Genomic DNA, 16,473 nt, shown 5'->3' with positions numbered 1-16,473 from the left:
CGGCGAACGGCAGAACCAGATCGGCGAGAAGGCGTCCAACGACACCCTGGAACTGTCCGGACGCCAGCTGGAGCAGCTGCAGCGCATCGTCGCCACCGGAACACCGACGGTGCTCGTGGTGATGTCCGGACGTCCGGTCGATCTGCGCTGGGCGCAGGAGAGTGTGCCGGCGATCCTGCAGGCCTGGTACCCGGGCACCCGCGGCGGCGAGGCGGTGGCCGCACTGCTGTTCGGTGACGTCTCCCCCGCCGGCAGGCTGCCGTTCAGCTGGCCGCGGCACGCCGGCCAGGTGCCGCTGATCTACTCGCACCTACGCACCTTCCAGCCCGAAGAGGCGGGACAGCGGTACTGGAGCGAAACCTCCACCCCGCTGTACCCGTTCGGCCACGGTCTGTCGTACGCGACGTTCTCCTACAGCGACCTGCGGTTGTCGGCCGAGCAGATCGAGGTCGGCCAGACCGTCGAGGTGTCCGTGGACGTCACCAACACCTCGACCGTGGACGCCGACGAGGTGGTGCAGCTGTACATCCACCAGCGCCACGGCACCTCGAGCCGTCCGATTCGGGAACTGAAGGCGTTCCGCCGGCTGCCCATCGCAGCCGGAGCCACCCAGACGGTCAGCTTCGACCTGGGCACGGACCAGCTGCGCTATTGGAGTGCCGCGACCCGTGACTGGGTGCAGGACGCCACCGAGATCGAAATCTACGTCGGCGGCGACTCGACCGCCGAGCTGAGCACGCTGCTGACCGTCACTCGAGGGCCCGAGTGAGATCGGCCTCGGACGGCAACGCGGCCTGCTCGGCAGGTGCCAGCAGGTCGTAGCTGGCGATCGCCATGGGCTGATTGCTGGTTGCGAGCGAATAGCGAACGACCCGGTCGTTCTTGTCGGTGCACAGCAACAGGCCGACGGTGGCGGCATGCTGTGGTGAGCACCATGAGGTGGCCCCACGGCAATTGCGCAGCAGGTTGCTGCGCAACTGCGTCGAACTCCGGCCACCCCGTGCAAACCCGCGCATATAGACCAAGTTCCGGGCGGAGACCCCCGCGAGTCCGGGAATGCGTCACGTAGATCCGCAGCCAGTCGCGCGATCACCTTCCCGCCCCACGCGGCCCGGTCAGTCCGCTCCGCGAGGATCTTTCCGATCTGCCGGTAGAGGCGAATCAGCTCCGTATTGACCTGCCGTTGCGCTTGGTAGCGAGCCTGGGACACGCGTCGCTTCAGGTCAGCAAGGACTGCGGCGTGGTCGTCCGGGAGTGGCAGGTTCGTCATACGGCGACGCTCACCACGCCCACTGACGCTTTTCGCGGGCCTGATCGCCACCCGATCTCCGGCGCTCTACACCTTCTCGCTGACCCGCTGAATGTGCAGGGCGAGGTAGGCGACCTCCTCGTTGGGCAGTCGCTGGCGGTAGGCGTCCTGGATGTGTTCCCGGACGCGCTCGGCGCACGCCATCGCGCCGGGATAGCGCCGGGAGAGCTGGTCGAACAGGAAGTCGTCGCCGCTGGCCAGCATCCGGTCGGTGAAGAACCGGTCGGCGAAGTACTGCATGTGGGTGACGAACCGAGAGAAGTGGACGTTGTCGGGCTGCCGCTCAATGCCCATCCGGTAGGTGACGATGGTCACCACCTGGTCGATCAGCCGGGCCGCCTCGAAGGCGTCGAAGGCAGCCCGGTCCTGGGTGTGCCGGGCGTTGGCGATGTGGAAGGCGATGTTCGCGGCCTCGTCGTCGGGCAGTTGGACGTGGAGCTGCTCGCGCAGCCGGTCGAGGCCGTAGCGGCCGATCCGGTACTCGACCGGGTAGTAGCTGCGGATCTCCCAGGCCAGCCGGTTCACCACCGGAAGCCCGGCATGCGCCCGTTCGACCGCGAAGTGCAGGTGGTCGGTGAGCGCCACATACAGGTGCTGATGCAGTTCGGTGCCCAGCACCTGCTCGGCATAGGCGATGATCTCGCGGGTCAGCTCGAGATACTCGGGCTCGATCGAATCCAGTAGTTGCAGCAGTTCCTTGGCGACCGGGTTGCGCACCGGAACGAAGAAGCGGTCCGGGGCGCCCTCAGGCACCACGTCACCCGGGCGCTGACCGTAGCCGATGCCCTTGCCGAGCAGGATCAACTCCGCGTCGTCCGGGCCCGAGGCCAGGACGACGCTGGAGTTGAACACCTTCTTGATCCGCATTCAGCGCGCGCCCGTCACTCCTCGTCCAGCGAGGCACCGTTGCTGGCGATCACCCGCTGGTACCAGTCGAACGAGTCCTTCTTGCGGCGCTGCCCGCTGCCGTTGCCCAGGTCGTCGAAGTCGACGTGGATGAACCCGTACCGCTTGCTGATCTGCGAGGACGAAGCGCTGATCATGTCGATCGGCGCCCAGCTGGTGTAGCCCAGCAGTTCCACGCCCTGTTCCACCGCCCGGCGCATCTCACGCAGATGCGACCGGAAGTAGGCGATCCGGTACGGGTCGTGGATCTTCCCGTCCGCGGTCAGCTCGTCGCGAGCACCCAACCCGTTCTCCACCACGAACAGCGGTTTGCGGTACCGGTCGTACAGCTCGATCAGCGAGATCCGCAGCCCCACCGGGTCGACCTGCCAGCCCCATTCACTGGACGGCAGGTACGGGTTCTTCACCCCCAGCACGGTGTTGCCGGGCGTGCGCTCGGCGTCCGGGCTGACCGACTCGGTCATCGACATGTAGTAGCTGAACGACACGAAGTCGGCGGTGTGCGCGGCCAGCAGTTCCTCGTCGCCGGGCAGGATCGGCAGCGTGATGCCGCGGCGTTCCAGGTCGGTCAGGATCAACCGCGGGTAGACGCCGAAGGTCTGCACGTCGGTGTAGAAGTGGTTCTCCAGGTTCTTGGCCTGGGCCGCCGCGACGTCTTCGGGCTCGCAGGTGAGCGGGTAGGTGGTCAGCTTGGTCAGCATGCAACCCATCCGGCTACCCGGGATCAGCTCGTGACAGAGCTGGGTCACCAAGGCGCTGGCCACGAACTGGTGGTGCAGTGCTTCGTAGACCGCCTGCTCGAGACCCTGGGGGCTCTTATCCTCGATCACTCCCGCGGTGGTGAACGGATGCCGCCGGATGCTGTCGATCTCGTTGAAGGTCAGCCACAGCTTCACCAGCGAACCGAACTCGGTGAAGCAGGTGGTGGCGAACCGGACGAACAGCTCGATCACCCGCCGGTCGCTCCAGCCGTTGTAGGCGGTGGCCAGATGGATCGGCATCTCGTAGTGGGACAGCGTGACCAGCGGCTCGATGCCGAGCCGTCGCATCTCGGTGAACAGCTCGCGGTAGAAGGCGACGCCCGCCGGGTTGGGCGTCTCTTCCTCACCGGTCGGGTAGAGCCGGCTCCACGCGATCGACACCCGAAGCACGCCGAACCCGAGCTCGGCGAACAGCGCCAGATCCTCGCGCCAGCGGTGGTAGAAGTCGATCCCGCGGCGCTTCGGGTAGTAGGTCACGTCGCGGTCGGCGAGGGCCGCCGCGATTCCCTCCGAGGTCACCACATGGTGCGCGGCGTACTCCTTGGGATCGACGTTCGGCTTGTAGGTGGCGATATCGGCGACCGAGGGGCCTCGGCTGTCCACGTCCCAGGCACCCTCGACCTGATTCGCCGCCAGCGCGCCACCCCACAGGAAACCGTCAGGAAAGCGCGACATCGGCTTCTCCCTTCACGGTCAACGCCAGCAGCGCGCCTCCGGCCTCGACCTCGGCGTCGGCCAATGGAGTCAGACCATACCGGGCGGAGTTGAGCACCACGACGGGCGTGGTGATGTCGTACCCGGCCTGCTTGATCGCCTCCAGATCGACCTTCAGCAGCGGTTCTCCGGCCGTGACGTGCTGGTCGTTGACGACGAGCGGCTCGAAGGGCGCGCCCTGCAGCTTCACCGTATCCAGACCGACGTGGATCAGGATCTCGGCACCGGAGTCGGCGCGCAGGGTGATCGCATGCTTCGATTCGAAGACGGTGACCACCGTGGCGTCGGCCGGGGCGTGCACCACGCCCACGCTCGGCACGATCGCCACGCCGTCCCCCAGGGCTCCGCCGGCGAACACGGCGTCCGGCACCTGGCTGAGCGGGATCACCGTTCCGGTCAGCGGGCTGACCAGCTCGGAGTCCGCCACGTCCGTGGCCGCAGCAGCCGTCTCGGACGCCTGCGGCGCGGAGTGCGCCTGGGGCGCCGTCCGCTCCTGGATGGCCTCCACGCTCGCCGAATCGGAGTCCTTCCAGAACAACAACGACGCGGCGAGGCTGGCGACGAAGGCGATGCCGAAGCCGATGAAGGCGTTGACGATGTTCATCGGATTCGTCGGATCGATGAACATCGACATGCTGGCCAGCCCGGGACCCACCACGGCGAAACCGGAGACATGGGTCAGGCCGACGTACGCGCCGCCCAGTCCGGCCCCGATCAGGACGCTCCACAGCGCCCGCTTGTTCTGGATGGTGACGCCGTACAGGGCGGGCTCGGTGATGCCGAACAGCGCCGAGATGCCGGCGGAGACCGCGGTGGAGCGGACGTCGCCGTTCTTGGTGCGCACCGCGACACCGAACATGGTGCCGGACTCGGCGATGTTGTGCGCCAGCGAGGCGGGCAGGTAGAGCGGCTCGGCACCGGTCGTCGAGTACTGGTTGATGGCGTACGGCAGGAACGGCTTGTGCATGCCGAGCGAGACCAGGAACGGCAGCGCCATCGCCAGCAGCATCGTGGCCACCCAGCCGAACGTGCTGAAGACCCACAGGATCGCGCCGGTGAACACCAGGCCGAGGTTGTAGCCGAGCGGGCCGAGCGCGACCAGGCCCACCGGCACGGTGATCAGCAGGCTCATCATCGGCACGAAGAAGATCCGGATCGGCTTGGGCGAGACCCGCGTCCAGAACCGCTCCATGACGGCGAGGAAGAGCACGATCAGCAACGACGGGAAGACCTGCGAGTTGTAGGGCACGTTGGTGATCGGGATGCCGAAGACGCTCAGCCCCGGCTCTTTGATCAGAGCCGTCAGGGACGGCAGAACCAGCGGTGCACAAGCAGCGATGGCCACCAGCCGGTTCACCCCGAGCTTGGTCGCGGTGGTACCGGCGACCATCAGCGGCAAGAAGAAGAAGGTGGCGTCGGCGATCGACGACAGCACGACGTAGGTGTCCGACTTGGTGCTCATCCAGCCCAGCGAGGAGACCAGCAGCAGCAGCGACTTCAGCACGCCGGCGCCGGCGATCGCCGGGATCAGCGGCTGGAAGACGCCGACGATGAAGTCGACCAGCACCGCACCCCAGGAGCGCTTCGCCTTCGGTCCGGACGCCGCGGCCGCACCGCCGCCGGTCAGCCCCGGAAGCTTGCGCAACGCCTGATACACCTCGACGACGTTGTTGCCGATCACCACCTGAAGCTGCCCGGCGGAGACCACCCCCATCACACCCGGGATCTTCTTCAAGGCGTCCACGTCGGCCTTGCCGCCGTCCACCAGGGTGAAGCGCAGCCGCGTCGAGCAGTGTTCCAGCGCGCCGACGTTGGACGCCCCGCCCACCTGGTCGAGGATCGCCGCCGCAGTCTTGTCGTAGTCCATGTCTTCCTCCTTCGGTTCCTAGCCGGACCGAGTCCGAGGCAAGAAAAAAGGACCCAACGGATATCGCCCGCACAACGACGTGCGCGAGAACCGTTGGATCCTGCCTGCATGACCAGTCACATGTCCGAGGACAGGATGTGCCCGCGGGCCGCCGATGTCAACCGGGACTCCTGCATCGCGCATACCCTGGCAGGGTGACCAACAACCCGCCGGCCGGCGAACAGGAACAGCGGTGGCAGCAGCCGCCCTTTCAGCCGGGCGGTCCGACGCCGTATGACGCGACCCCGGACGAGCCGTCCGACGATGACATTCCTGCCTACGGGGTGAGCCAGCCGCCGGTCAGCGGCTACGTGATGCCCGTGCCCGGGAGCGCCGTCCCGCCGCCGTCGCAGTTCGAGACCGTCGTCGTCACCCTGGCCAGGTTGATCTGGCCGGTGGCGTTCGTGCTGGTGATCTTCACCGGAGCGGGATTCTGGCCGGTGTTGATCGGCGCCCTGATCATCAACACCATCCTGCGCGCGCTGAAGAGCAACCTGCGCCAGCGCCGTCGTGCCCTCGGCACCGGTTACCCGCGTCCGCCCTACAGCTGACCGGCTCCCTCGTCCCCCCGACACCAGCCCGCTAGGGCCCTCCCTAACTAGTTCAGCCCTCCCGCATGCGGGAGGGCTGAACTAGTTAGGGAGGGGTTTACCGGTCAGGCCTTGGTGACCGCGAAGGACAGGCCGAGGTCGGCGTCCGTCGCCCAGTCGTCGGACGGCTCGGCCTCGATCACGGCGGTGGCCAGCACCTCGGTGGCGATCGTGTCGGCATGGGCACGGATCGCATCGGCCAGGTCGCCTTCGGCGGCCCAACGCAGGGTGATCCGGTCGGAGACCTCCAGACCGGACGTCTTGCGCTTCTCCTGCACCAGCCGGACGACCTCGCGGGCCAGCCCGGCACGCACCAGTTCGGGGGTCAGCTCCAGGTCGAGCGCCACCGTCTCACCCTGCTCGTTGACCACCGACCAGCCCTCGCGGGGCCGCTCGGAGACGATCACCTCCTCGGCGCTCACCTCCACGCCGGCAACCGTCGCCTTACCGGACGCCGCCAGCGCGGCAGCCAGCTCGGCGGCGTCGGCGGCCGCGATCGAGGCGGCGATCTTCGGGGTGTCCTTGCCGAAACGCCTACCCAGCGCACGGAAGTTGCCCTTGGCCGAGTAGTCGACCAGATCGCCGGCGGACGCGAACGACTCCACCGCCTGCACGTTCAACTCGGCGGCGATCTCGGCGCGCAGCTCGGCGTCCAGTTTCGCGAACGAACCGGACGGCACCAGCACCCGGGAGAGCGGCTGCCGGGTCTTCACCCGCGCCTCGGCCCGCGCCGACCGGCCCAGTTCGACGAGCCGGCGGGTCAACCGCATCGCGTCGTTCAGCCCGGCGTCCACCAGCGCCTCGTCGGCGACCGGCCAGGACGCCAGATGCACCGATTCGGGGGCGTCGGAGTTGGTGGCGACCACCAGGTCCTGCCAGACCCGCTCGGTGATGAACGGGGCCAGCGGTGCCATCAGCCGGGTGACCACGTCGAGGGTGTCGTGCAGGGTCTGCAGCGCACCCGGATCGCCCTCCCAGAACCGCCGCCGCGAGCGCCGCACGTACCAGTTGGACAGATCGTCGACGAAGTCGGCGATCAGCGCCCCGTAGCGCTGGGTGTCGAAGTTCTCCAGCGCCGCAGTGGTCTCACGGACCAGCGCGGTGCGCACCGACACCAGCCAGCGATCCAGCACATGCGCGGGAGCCGCGACCGGCGAGGAGGACGGCGTCCACCCGTTGGTGCGGGCGTACAGGGCCTGGAAGGAGACCGAGTTCCAGTAGGTCAGCAGCACCTTGCGGACGGTCTCGGTGATCGTCGTATCCCCGACTCGGCGGGCCGACCACGGCGAGCCACCGGCCGCCATGAACCAGCGCACCGCGTCGGCGCCGTGCTGATCCATCAGCGGGATCGGTTCCAGGATGTTGCCCAGGTGCTTGCTCATCTTGCGGCCGTCCTCGGCCAGGATGTGACCCAGGCAGAGCACGTTGCGGTAGGAGGACTCGTCGAAGACCAGGGTGCCGACCGCCATCAGCGAGTAGAACCAGCCGCGGGTCTGGTCGATCGCCTCACAGATGAAATCGGCCGGGTAGGCGTCGGCGAACCGCTCCTTCGAGCCCTCGGCCCAGGGATAGCCCCACTGGGCGAACGGCATCGAACCCGAGTCGAACCAGGCGTCGATCACCTCGGGCACCCGATGCGCCGTCTCGTGGCAGTGCGGGCAGCCGAAGGTGACGTCGTCCACGAACGGACGGTGCGGGTCGAGCGCCGACTGGTCGCCGCCGCTCAGCTCGGAGAGTTCGGCGCGCGAACCGACACAGGTCAGGTGGCCGTTAGGGCAGCGCCAGATCGGCAGCGGCGTCCCCCAGTACCGCGACCGGGACAGCGCCCAGTCGATGTTGTTGTTCAGCCAGTCGCCGTAGCGGCCCCACTTGATGTGCTCGGGGTACCAGGTGGTGCCCTCGTTCTCGCGCAGCAGGGCGTCCTTGATCTGGGTGGTGCGGATGTACCAGGACGGCTGCGCGTAGTAGAGCAGCGCGGTGTGGCAGCGCCAGCAGTGCGGGTAGCTGTGCTCGTAGGGCAGTTCGCGGTAGAGCAGGCCGCGCTCGGCCAGGTCGGCGACCAGCAATTTGTCGGCGGTCTTGAAGAAGACGCCGCCGACCAGCGGCAGATCGGCCTCGAAGGTCCCGTCCGGACGCACCGGGTTCACCATCGGCAGCCCGTAGGCGCGACACACCGCCATGTCGTCCTCACCGAACGCGGGCGCCTGATGGACCAGGCCGGTGCCGTCCTCGGTGGTGACGTAGTCGGCCAGCACCACGTAGTGGGTGCCGCCCACCACGTCCGGGAATTCGACCAGGCCGAACGGTCGCTGGTAGGTCCACAGCTCCAGCTCGCGGCCGGTGTAGCTGCCCTCGATCTGCCAGCCCTCGCCGAGCACCTTCTCGACCAGCGGTTCGGCGACCACCAGGGTCTCCGGCTCGTCGTCGGACGCGGTGGCCAGCTTGGTCGCCACCACATAGGTCACGTCGGGATGGACGGCGACCGCGGTGTTGCTGACCAGCGTCCACGGCGTCGTGGTCCAGACCAGCAGGGACGCCTTGCCGGCCAGCGGGCCGCTCGTCAGGGGGAAGCGGACGTAGACGGATGGATCGATGACGTCCTCATAGCCCTGGGCCAGCTCGTGGTCGGACAGCGTGGTGCCGCAGCGCGGGCAGTACGGGGCCACCCGGTAGTCCTCGACCAGCAGGCCGGCATCGAAGATCCGCTTCAGCGCCCACCAGACCGACTCGACGAAGGAGGCGTCCATCGTCCAGTACGCCTGGTCGAGGTTCACCCAGTAGCCCATCCGGTGGGTCAGCGCGGTGAACTCGTCGACGTGCCGGCTGACCGATTCGCGACATCTCGCGTTGAACGCCTCGATGCCGTACGCCTCGATGTCGGGCTTGCCGTTGAAGCCCAGCTCCTTCTCAACCGCCAGTTCGACGGGCAGGCCGTGGCAGTCCCAGCCGGCCTTGCGATCGACGTGGAAGCCCTGCATGGTCTTGAACCGCGGGAAGACGTCCTTGAACACCCGGGCCTCGATGTGGTGGGTGCCGGGGGTGCCGTTGGCGGTCGGGGGACCCTCGTAGAACGTCCACGCCGGGCCGCCCTGGGTGGCCTGAAGCGTCTTGTCGAACGTGTTCCGGGCATCCCACAGGTCGAGGATCTCGCGCTCCATCGCGGGCAGATCAACCTGCGGCGGCACGGGGCGATACTCGGTCATCGGTCTTCCTTCGTCGGCTGCTGACTACCGGGATCGACCCGGCCAGGGACGAAGGGACGAGGCGGGCCCCGCGGTACCACCCTTCTTGGCCGTCCCGGGGGACGACCCTCTCGTGGTGCGCCGCGGCCGGTTCTAATGGGCTCGGCGATCCAGGTGGACGCCGCGCTGTTCTTCCGGCAGCTCCGGGGTGATGGCCCCATCAGTGCCTTGCGACAGTCGCCCATCGTAGCCGCAGCAGCGGAGTCGCCCAAAAGTGGCGCTACCCACCGGCCGGGTCTGTCACCAACAAGGATCGGGATCGGGCACGGTAGTCCGTGCCCGATCCCGATCCTTGTTTGCGTTGCGGGCTGCCGTCACGGTGCCGGCGGTCGCGGCTCCTCCCGAGTGGGCGGCGGGCCGTCCGGCGGGTGCCCGGGCCCGGGTGGGCCGGGCGGTCTCGGCGGCTGCTGGAACGGCGGGTAGCCGGCACCGTCCAGGGCGTTCCGGCGGGCGTGGTAGTCGTCGATCTCGATCTCACCCCGTGCCAGCCGCTCGTCCAGGATGCGCTGCGCCTCCCAGGGACCCGGCGATCCGTGCGGCGGAGCACCCGGCTCGTGGTGCGGGCCGTGCCCAGGACCAGGACCGGGCTTCCATCGCGGCCCCCAGCCCTTCTTGCGCGCGATGCCCAACGCCAGGGCGAGCAACCCGACCATGAACGCGACGAATAGTGCCAGCCCGACCATGCCGGCGATCACATGCAGGAAGCCGAAGCCTCCACCTCCTCGTGGACCCATCTCTCAACTCCTCTTGGCTCGATGGGTTCCATCGTGCGTCGGGATCCTGGGCAGACAACTGTCAGGAGGCTGTGAGTGCCGGTGATTTGGACCGTGGGGACAAGATCCCTCAGTCCACGCTCCCTCGTCGAGGGCGCAGGTCAGCCGACGGCGGCGGATTCGCCGAGCCGGCGGCGTCCGGAGAAGGCACGGCCCAGGGTGACCTCGTCGGCGTACTCGAGATCGCCGCCCACCGGCAGCCCGGACGCCAGCCGCGACACGGTGACCCCCATCGGCACCAGCAGCCGGGACAGGTAGGTGGCGGTCGCCTCGCCCTCGAGGTTGGGGTCGGTGGCCAGGATCACCTCGGTGACTGTGCCGTCGCCGAGCCGGATGACCAGCTCACGAATGTGCAGATCGCCGGGGCCGACGTTGTCGATCGGCGAGATGGCACCGCCGAGCACGTGGTAGAGCCCTCGGAACTCGTTGGTCCGCTCGATCGCCATCACGTCCTTGGACTCCTCCACCACGCAGATGGCGGTCTGATCACGCCTCGGGTCGCGGCAGATCCGGCACAGGTCGCCCTCGCTGATGTTGAAGCAGCGCTCGCAGAACCGGACCTTCTCGGCGACGTGCCGCAGCGCGTCCGCCAGCCGTTGGACGTCGGTGGAATCGGTGGTGAGAATGTGGAACGCGATCCGCTGCGCACCCTTGGGACCGATCCCGGGCAGCCGGGCGAGTTCGTCGATCAGCTCCTGAATAGGGCCTTCGAACACCGCGCTACCCCCGGCTCACTGGCCGGGGAGGCCGCCCAGACCACCCAGGTCGGGCAGCGGCGGCATCGAACTCTCGGCCAGGATGGCCACCTTCTTGTTGGCGTCCCGGACGGCGGCGACGATCAGGTCGCCCAGCGTCGACGGGTCGTCCTCGTCCCAGGCCTCGGGCTTGATGTCGACGGCCAGTAGCTCGCCGGCACCGTTCACGGTCACCTCGACCAGGTCACCGCCCGCCGAGCCGCGCACCTGCTTGGCGGCCAGCTCGTCCTGGGCGCGCTGAATCTGCGACTGCATGGCCTGGGCCTGCGCCAGCAGCGCGTTCATGTCGAATCCCTGCTCGCCGAACATCACGTCTCCAATCGGTGGTGGGGCACCGGGCAATGCTACCCACGGGTGCCCGGATGGCCCGGTTCGCGGCTCGGTGGGTCGCCGGCACGGACATCCGGGGAGCAACCCAATGCTGCTTACCGGTGGTTGAGCTTGTCGAAACCCCTGTCGCCGGCCCAGGGTCTCGACAAGCTCGACCAACGGAATCGAGTGCGGCTACTCCTCTTCGGCGATGAGTTCGGCGCCGAGGTGCTTGGCCAGCAGCTCATCGTGGTTGGCGCTGGCCTCTTCGAGCGATTCGTCATCGCGGCTGGGCTCGTCCTCTTCGGGCGGCGGCTCGACGGAGTTGCTGGTGGCGCGGATGTTCTGCCGTGCCTGCGCCGCGGCGGACGGACGCGGTGGCGACGACTGCGGCACCGGAGCCGGTGCCGCCTGCTGGACGGGCGCCGGGGTCGGCGCCTGGCTCTCGGACGGGCCGGCGTCGATCACCTTGATGCTCACCCCGGTGGCGGTGACCTGCAGGATCGACTCGCGCAGCACGTCTTCGCTGCCGCCGCGTCCGAAGCTGTCTCGGGCACCGGGATTGGCGATGCCGAGGGTGAGGACGCCGTCGAGGACGTCGACCACGTGGGCGTTCTGGCTGAGCAGGATCCAGGTGAACCGGCGCCGCTTCTTCACCTCGTCGAGGATGTCGGGCCACAGCCGGCGGAAGTCGACGGTGGTCAACCCGGTCGAGGACCGTCCGCCCCGCGTCGGTACCGGGGTCGGCTCGGCGGGGGCCGGCTGCGCGGTCGGAGGTTCCGCGGGCGCCGATTGCGCCGGACGCTCGGGAGCGGACGCCGCGCGCTCGGGGGCGGGCCGTTGCCGAGCCGGGCCGGCGTCAACACTCGGCGGTTCGGCCACGATCGGTGGTTCGGCCACGGTTGGCGGTTCGGACGGCCTGGCCGGCGCGGCCGCCGCCGGAGCACCGGCCGTCGGCTGGACAGGGCTCGCCGCACGCCGCTGCCCAGCGGGTTCGGGCTGAATGACCGGGCGAGCCGTGACGTCCAGGGCCTCGGGGGCGGTCATCTCGAGCCGGCGTTCCAGCCGGTCGAGCCGGGCATGGACGCCGCGGTCGCCGGCGTCCGCGGCGGGCAGCAGCACCCGGGCGCACATCAACTCCAGGTGCAGCCGGGGCGCGGTGGTGCCACGCATCTCGGTCAGTCCGGACGCGATCACCTCGGCAGCCCGGGTCAGTTCACCCGGCCCGAGGGTGCTCGCCTGACCCTGCAACCGCTCCGCCTGATCGGCTGCGACGTCGACCAGGCCGGTGGTCAGCGCGTCCGGGACGGCGGCGACGATGATCAGATCGCGCAGCCGGCGCAGCAGGTCTTCGGCGAAGCGGCGCGGGTCTTGGCCGACCTCGATCACCTTGTCGATCGAGGCGAACACACCGTTGGCGTCACCGGCCGCGAAGGCGTCCACGATCTCGTCGAGCAGGGCGTCCGGGGTGTAGCCGAGCAGCGCCGCCGCCTGGGTGTAGGTGACCCCGTCAGGGCCGGCGCCGCCGAGCAACTGGTCGAGCACCGACAGCGAATCACGCACCGAACCGGCGCCGGCCCGGACCACCAGCGGCAACGCGGCGGAGTCGACCGCGACCCCTTCCGCCTCGCACAGCGAACCCAGATAGGCCGACAGCGTCTTCGGCGGCACCAGCCGGAACGGGTAATGGTGGGTGCGCGACCGGATGGTGCCGATCACCTTCTCGGGCTCGGTGGTGGCGAAGATGAACTTCACGTGGGGCGGCGGCTCTTCGACGACCTTGAGCAGGGCGTTGAAGCCCGCCGTGGTCACCATGTGCGCCTCGTCGACGATGTAGATCTTGTAGCGGCTGGACACCGGGGCGAAGAAGGCGCGTTCACGCAGGTCGCGGGCGTCGTCGACACCGCCGTGCGAGGCCGCGTCGATCTCGATCACGTCGATCGAGCCCGGCCCGCCGCGGGCCAGGTCACGACACGACTGGCACTCGCCACAGGGAATCGGGGTCGGGCCCTGGACACAGTTCAGCGCCCGGGCCAGGATGCGTGCCGAGGTGGTCTTGCCGCAGCCGCGCGGGCCTGAGAACAAGTAGGCGTGGTTGACCCGGTTGTTGGTCAGTGCCCGCTGCAACGGCTCGGTGACATGCTCCTGGCCGATCACGTCGGCGAAGGTGTCCGGCCGGTAGCGGCGGTAAAGGGCCAGTGGCGCCTCGGGGCGTTCGATCACAGGGGCCCGCGGGGTCGCAGCCGGCGCTTCAGGTGCCGGAAGATCGTCGGACGCGACCGCGTCCGGCTCGGCACCGAACAGGTCCGGACCGTCCTGCTCGAACGGCTCCGGCTCCTCATACAGCTCGGAGTCGAACAGCTCGTCCTCGCGCTCGTCGTCCACGGATGGCACCTTACGTGCTGGCGCTGACAACTATCGAGCCGCGATCCACGGCCGGCCGGAGCGAGGCGTCCGGGCAACGAAAGGGGTCCCCGCGCACCCGGAAGAGCTCACTTACCCTTGCTGCCTTTCGGCCCTGGGGGAGTTGGGCGAGGTACCGCCGCGCGGGGACCTTGGCCACCAGTGTAGGGGACGCCGGCCGGTGCCCTGACCACGAGCCGTCCGGCGGCTGCGACAAGCCTGTTCAGACGCGGTCCGGGCGGCCGAGCGCCGTGGTGAATCGCGAATTGGCCAGCACCGGCAGAGCTGCCCGCGCCGTCCGGACGGCGTCCAGGTCGAGGTCGATGACGGCCAGCCGCGGCTCCGCGTCCAGCTCCAGCAGGATCTCGCCCAACGGATCGACCACCAATGAGTGCCCCACCCCGGTCGGACGGCGCGCGCCCGGCAGCGGGTCCGGATCGGACGGCGGCTCGGCCTGGTCGACGGCGACTATGAAGCAGGTGGCGTCCAGCGCTCGCGCGACGGCCAGCGACCGCCACTGCTCCACCTTGCGCTCGCCGGGAGCCCAGGACGCAGGCACGACGATCAGCTGGGCGCCCGCTGCTGCCAACTGCTTGTACAGCTCGGGGAACCTGACGTCGTAACAGGTGCTCAGCCCGCACACCACGCCGTCGACGGCGACCGTCACCACAGCGTTCCCGGGCTCGATCTGCTCCGATTCCAGGTAGCCGTAGGCGTCGAACAGATGCAGCTTGTCGTAGTGCGCGTCGAGGTCCGGCCCGACCACCAGCAGGGTGTTGCGCACCTTGCCGTTGCGGCCGGGGGTGAACAGCCCGACGATGACCGTCACTCCGGCGTTCACCGCGGCTTGCCGGACGGCGTTCGCCCACGGGCCGTCCAGCGGCTCCGCGGCCTCGATCCGGGGACGGGCGAACGAGCAGCTCATCGCCTCCGGGAAGACCACCAGCCGGGCGCCGGCGGTGGCCGCGCGTCCGATCTGCTCCAGCACCAACTCGAGGTTGGCGGCCGGGTCGGTGCCGGCGGTGAACTGGGCGAGGGCTATTCGCATGGGCTCAGCCTGCCACCGCGAACCCGAGCGGGTTGGCAACCTTTCCGGGTCGCGCCTCGTAAGACAGGGTGAGGGCACGAAAGGGGCGCCATGTTCGGACTGTCGACCGCAGAGCGGGATGCCGAGTTCGCCCGCTTCGCCACCGAGTCGGGTGGCTCGTTGAAGCGGACGGCCTACCTGCTGACCGGCGATCGCGAACTGGCCGCCGACCTGACCCAGGAGGCGCTGCTGCGCACCTACCTGGCCTGGCGCCGGGTGCGGTCGGCGGAAGCGGCCGCCTACGCGCGGCGCACCGTGGTGAATCTGACCATCGACCGCTGGCGGCGCCGGGAGGCGACCGCCGTCGAGACCCCGGATCGCACCGATCCCTACGACGGACACGGCCGCGTCGACGACCACGACCAGGTGGTCCGGATGCTCGAATCGCTACCGCCCCAGCAGCGTCGCGTCATCGTGCTGCGCTACTACAACGACTTGTCGGAGGCCGACACCGCCGCCTGCCTCGGCATCGGCGTCGGCGCGGTGAAATCCGCGGCGTCACGCGGGCTGGCGGCGCTGCGTGCCCTCTACACACCCACGGACGGGAGGAACTCGTGATGTCCGATCTCGAAGAGTTGCTGCGTACCGACCTGCGCGACGCCGCCGATACGTTGCCCGCCGACCTGGACGTCGACGCTTTGCTGGACCAAGGCCACCGGCTGCGCCGTGCCCGCGCCGGACGCCGGAGCCTGGCCGCAGTGGCGGCGGTCGTGGTGGTCAGCCTGGCCGGTTGGGCGGGCCTCGCCCATCGCACCACGACCGGCGTGCCGGACCCGGCGTCCACCCCGACCGGGGCGGACGCGGTGGGATTCGTCACTTTCGAGGGCGATGCTGGATACCGGCCACGTTCGCCGTACGCATCGATCACCGTGCGGGAGTCGAACGGCATGCTCACCCTCGCCGTCCGCAAACGGGCCTCCGATCCCCCCACCATCCTGGCCACGGTGCCGTTGAAGACCGACCAAGCCACCACCACGGCGATCTCGTCCCGCTTGATGCTGGCGACGATTCCCGGACCGACCCAATGGGTGGACGTGGTGACGAGCGATGCGGCGAAGGGCGCATTCCGCCCGAACGTCGGCTACCTGTCCTCGGTCGGGGTGACCGTGGTCGTCCAGGTGGCCGATGAGGCCCAGCAATCCAAACGCTGGGTGGACGGGCTGGTGTGGCGCGCCTCGGACGGCACCTTGCACAGCAGCGCCGGCTCGGTGGTGTCGACCGCCACGCTCGACTTCTCGGACGGCCCGCTCACGGTCTACCGCGACCCGGGCCTGGCCGAGGTCAGCTACTTCGACACCCTGAACGGCAAAGGCTTCGCCAGCACGCGAGATCACGATCCGGCTGACGTGGTGAAGCTCAACATGTCCAAGACCGGAACGCCGGGCGACTCGGAACAGTTCGCTCTCGGCATCCTGCCTCCGGGTGCCCACGACCCGCGGGTCACCACGTCGGCGAAGGGCGCAGAGGTCGTCACCGGCGTCCTACAGCCGGACGGAGCGGTCGTGTTCGTCGCCCGGTACCGGTCGGACGCCAAGCCCAAGGGTCCCTTGATCACCAAGGTGGCCTACACCGATGCCGGCGGCCAGACCCGCACCTACCGACCGTGACCTCACCGGGCCACCGCCGCGGTTTGGCCGCCGTCGCGGTGGCCCGGTATCCTCTCCGACGGAGGATTCGCCTAGAGGCCTATGGCGCTCGCTTGGAAAGCGGGTTGGGTT

14 protein-coding genes, 1 other RNA gene and 1 pseudogene are annotated in these 16,473 nt (G+C 69.0%); 4 read left to right on the top strand and 12 right to left on the bottom strand.

Annotated elements, in window-relative coordinates:
• Positions 1-769: glycoside hydrolase family 3 C-terminal domain-containing protein (locus Q0066_RS05980; protein WP_298131052.1), on the top strand; the 769-nt coding region annotated here is incomplete at its 5' end.
• On the opposite strand, the gene Q0066_RS05975 is transcribed toward Q0066_RS05980, so the two are convergent.
• The 5 genes and pseudogenes from Q0066_RS05975 to Q0066_RS05960 form a co-directional block, all read right to left on the bottom strand.
• Positions 750-1,016, bottom strand: a complete 267-nt coding sequence (locus Q0066_RS05975; protein WP_298131050.1) for a PDDEXK nuclease domain-containing protein — start codon at positions 1,014-1,016, stop codon at positions 750-752. The genes Q0066_RS05980 and Q0066_RS05975 overlap by 20 nt on opposite strands.
• Before the next feature lie 35 nt (positions 1,017-1,051).
• A pseudogene (locus Q0066_RS17545) lies at positions 1,052-1,270 on the bottom strand (DUF1016 N-terminal domain-containing protein); the annotation flags it as partial.
• Positions 1,271-1,336: 66 nt separating this feature from the next.
• Positions 1,337-2,176, bottom strand: coding sequence for a PRD domain-containing protein (locus Q0066_RS05970; protein WP_298131048.1), 840 nt, complete (start codon positions 2,174-2,176; stop codon positions 1,337-1,339).
• Between the two features lie 14 nt (positions 2,177-2,190).
• Positions 2,191-3,651, bottom strand: coding sequence for a family 1 glycosylhydrolase (locus Q0066_RS05965; RefSeq protein ID WP_298131046.1), 1,461 nt, complete (start codon positions 3,649-3,651; stop codon positions 2,191-2,193).
• Positions 3,635-5,557 (bottom strand): beta-glucoside-specific PTS transporter subunit IIABC, encoded by a 1,923-nt coding sequence (locus Q0066_RS05960; RefSeq protein WP_298131043.1) that lies wholly within the window; start codon positions 5,555-5,557, stop codon positions 3,635-3,637. The genes Q0066_RS05965 and Q0066_RS05960 overlap by 17 nt, the downstream gene beginning before the upstream one ends.
• Before the next feature lie 194 nt (positions 5,558-5,751).
• Here Q0066_RS05960 and Q0066_RS05955 point away from each other — a divergent pair, with 194 nt between their 5' ends.
• On the top strand, positions 5,752-6,147 hold the full coding sequence (locus tag Q0066_RS05955; protein WP_298131041.1) for a hypothetical protein: 396 nt from the start codon (positions 5,752-5,754) through the stop codon (positions 6,145-6,147).
• Positions 6,148-6,251: 104 nt separating this feature from the next.
• Here Q0066_RS05955 and ileS read toward each other — a convergent pair whose 3' ends face one another.
• The 7 genes from ileS to Q0066_RS05920 all read right to left on the bottom strand — a co-directional run bounded on the left by ileS (position 6,252) and on the right by Q0066_RS05920 (position 14,716).
• Positions 6,252-9,389 carry an isoleucine--tRNA ligase gene (gene ileS, locus Q0066_RS05950; RefSeq protein ID WP_298131039.1) on the bottom strand — a complete coding sequence of 1,046 codons (3,138 nt, stop codon included), beginning with the start codon at positions 9,387-9,389 and terminating at the stop codon, positions 6,252-6,254.
• Positions 9,390-9,742: 353 nt separating this feature from the next.
• Entirely contained in the window at positions 9,743-10,162 is a 420-nt protein-coding gene (locus Q0066_RS05945) for a hypothetical protein (RefSeq protein WP_298131038.1), read from the bottom strand.
• A 140-nt stretch (positions 10,163-10,302) separates the two neighbouring features.
• Positions 10,303-10,917, bottom strand: a complete 615-nt coding sequence (gene recR, locus Q0066_RS05940; RefSeq protein ID WP_298131036.1) for a recombination mediator RecR — start codon at positions 10,915-10,917, stop codon at positions 10,303-10,305.
• Between the two features lie 15 nt (positions 10,918-10,932).
• The gene (locus Q0066_RS05935) at positions 10,933-11,265 is read right to left on the bottom strand and encodes a YbaB/EbfC family nucleoid-associated protein (RefSeq protein WP_298131035.1); all 333 of its coding nucleotides are present in this window, start codon (positions 11,263-11,265) and stop codon (positions 10,933-10,935) included.
• A gap of 195 nt (positions 11,266-11,460) precedes the next feature.
• Entirely contained in the window at positions 11,461-13,650 is a 2,190-nt protein-coding gene (locus Q0066_RS05930; protein WP_298131034.1) for a DNA polymerase III subunit gamma and tau, read from the bottom strand.
• Between the two features lie 77 nt (positions 13,651-13,727).
• An RNA gene (gene ffs / locus Q0066_RS05925) (signal recognition particle sRNA small type) lies at positions 13,728-13,824 on the bottom strand.
• Between the two features lie 67 nt (positions 13,825-13,891).
• Complete coding sequence (locus tag Q0066_RS05920; RefSeq protein ID WP_298131033.1) at positions 13,892-14,716, bottom strand: carbon-nitrogen hydrolase family protein; 825 nt, start codon at positions 14,714-14,716, stop codon at positions 13,892-13,894.
• 90 nt (positions 14,717-14,806) lie between these two features.
• Here Q0066_RS05920 and Q0066_RS05915 point away from each other — a divergent pair, with 90 nt between their 5' ends.
• Both Q0066_RS05915 and Q0066_RS05910 read left to right on the top strand, forming a co-directional pair.
• On the top strand, positions 14,807-15,313 hold the full coding sequence (locus Q0066_RS05915; RefSeq protein ID WP_298131032.1) for a SigE family RNA polymerase sigma factor: 507 nt from the start codon (positions 14,807-14,809) through the stop codon (positions 15,311-15,313).
• Positions 15,313-16,362: a hypothetical protein gene (locus Q0066_RS05910; protein WP_298131031.1), complete on the top strand. Its 1,050-nt coding sequence runs from the start codon at positions 15,313-15,315 to the stop codon at positions 16,360-16,362. The genes Q0066_RS05915 and Q0066_RS05910 overlap by 1 nt, the downstream gene beginning before the upstream one ends.
• Positions 16,363-16,473 lie beyond the last annotated feature (111 nt).

The sequence above is a fragment of the Micropruina sp. genome (genome assembly GCF_027492755.1).
In the GTDB taxonomy this organism is placed as follows: domain Bacteria; phylum Actinomycetota; class Actinomycetes; order Propionibacteriales; family Propionibacteriaceae; genus Micropruina.
The sequence above is the reverse complement of the archived record's forward strand: the minus strand, read 5'-3'. Positions and strand labels throughout refer to the sequence as shown.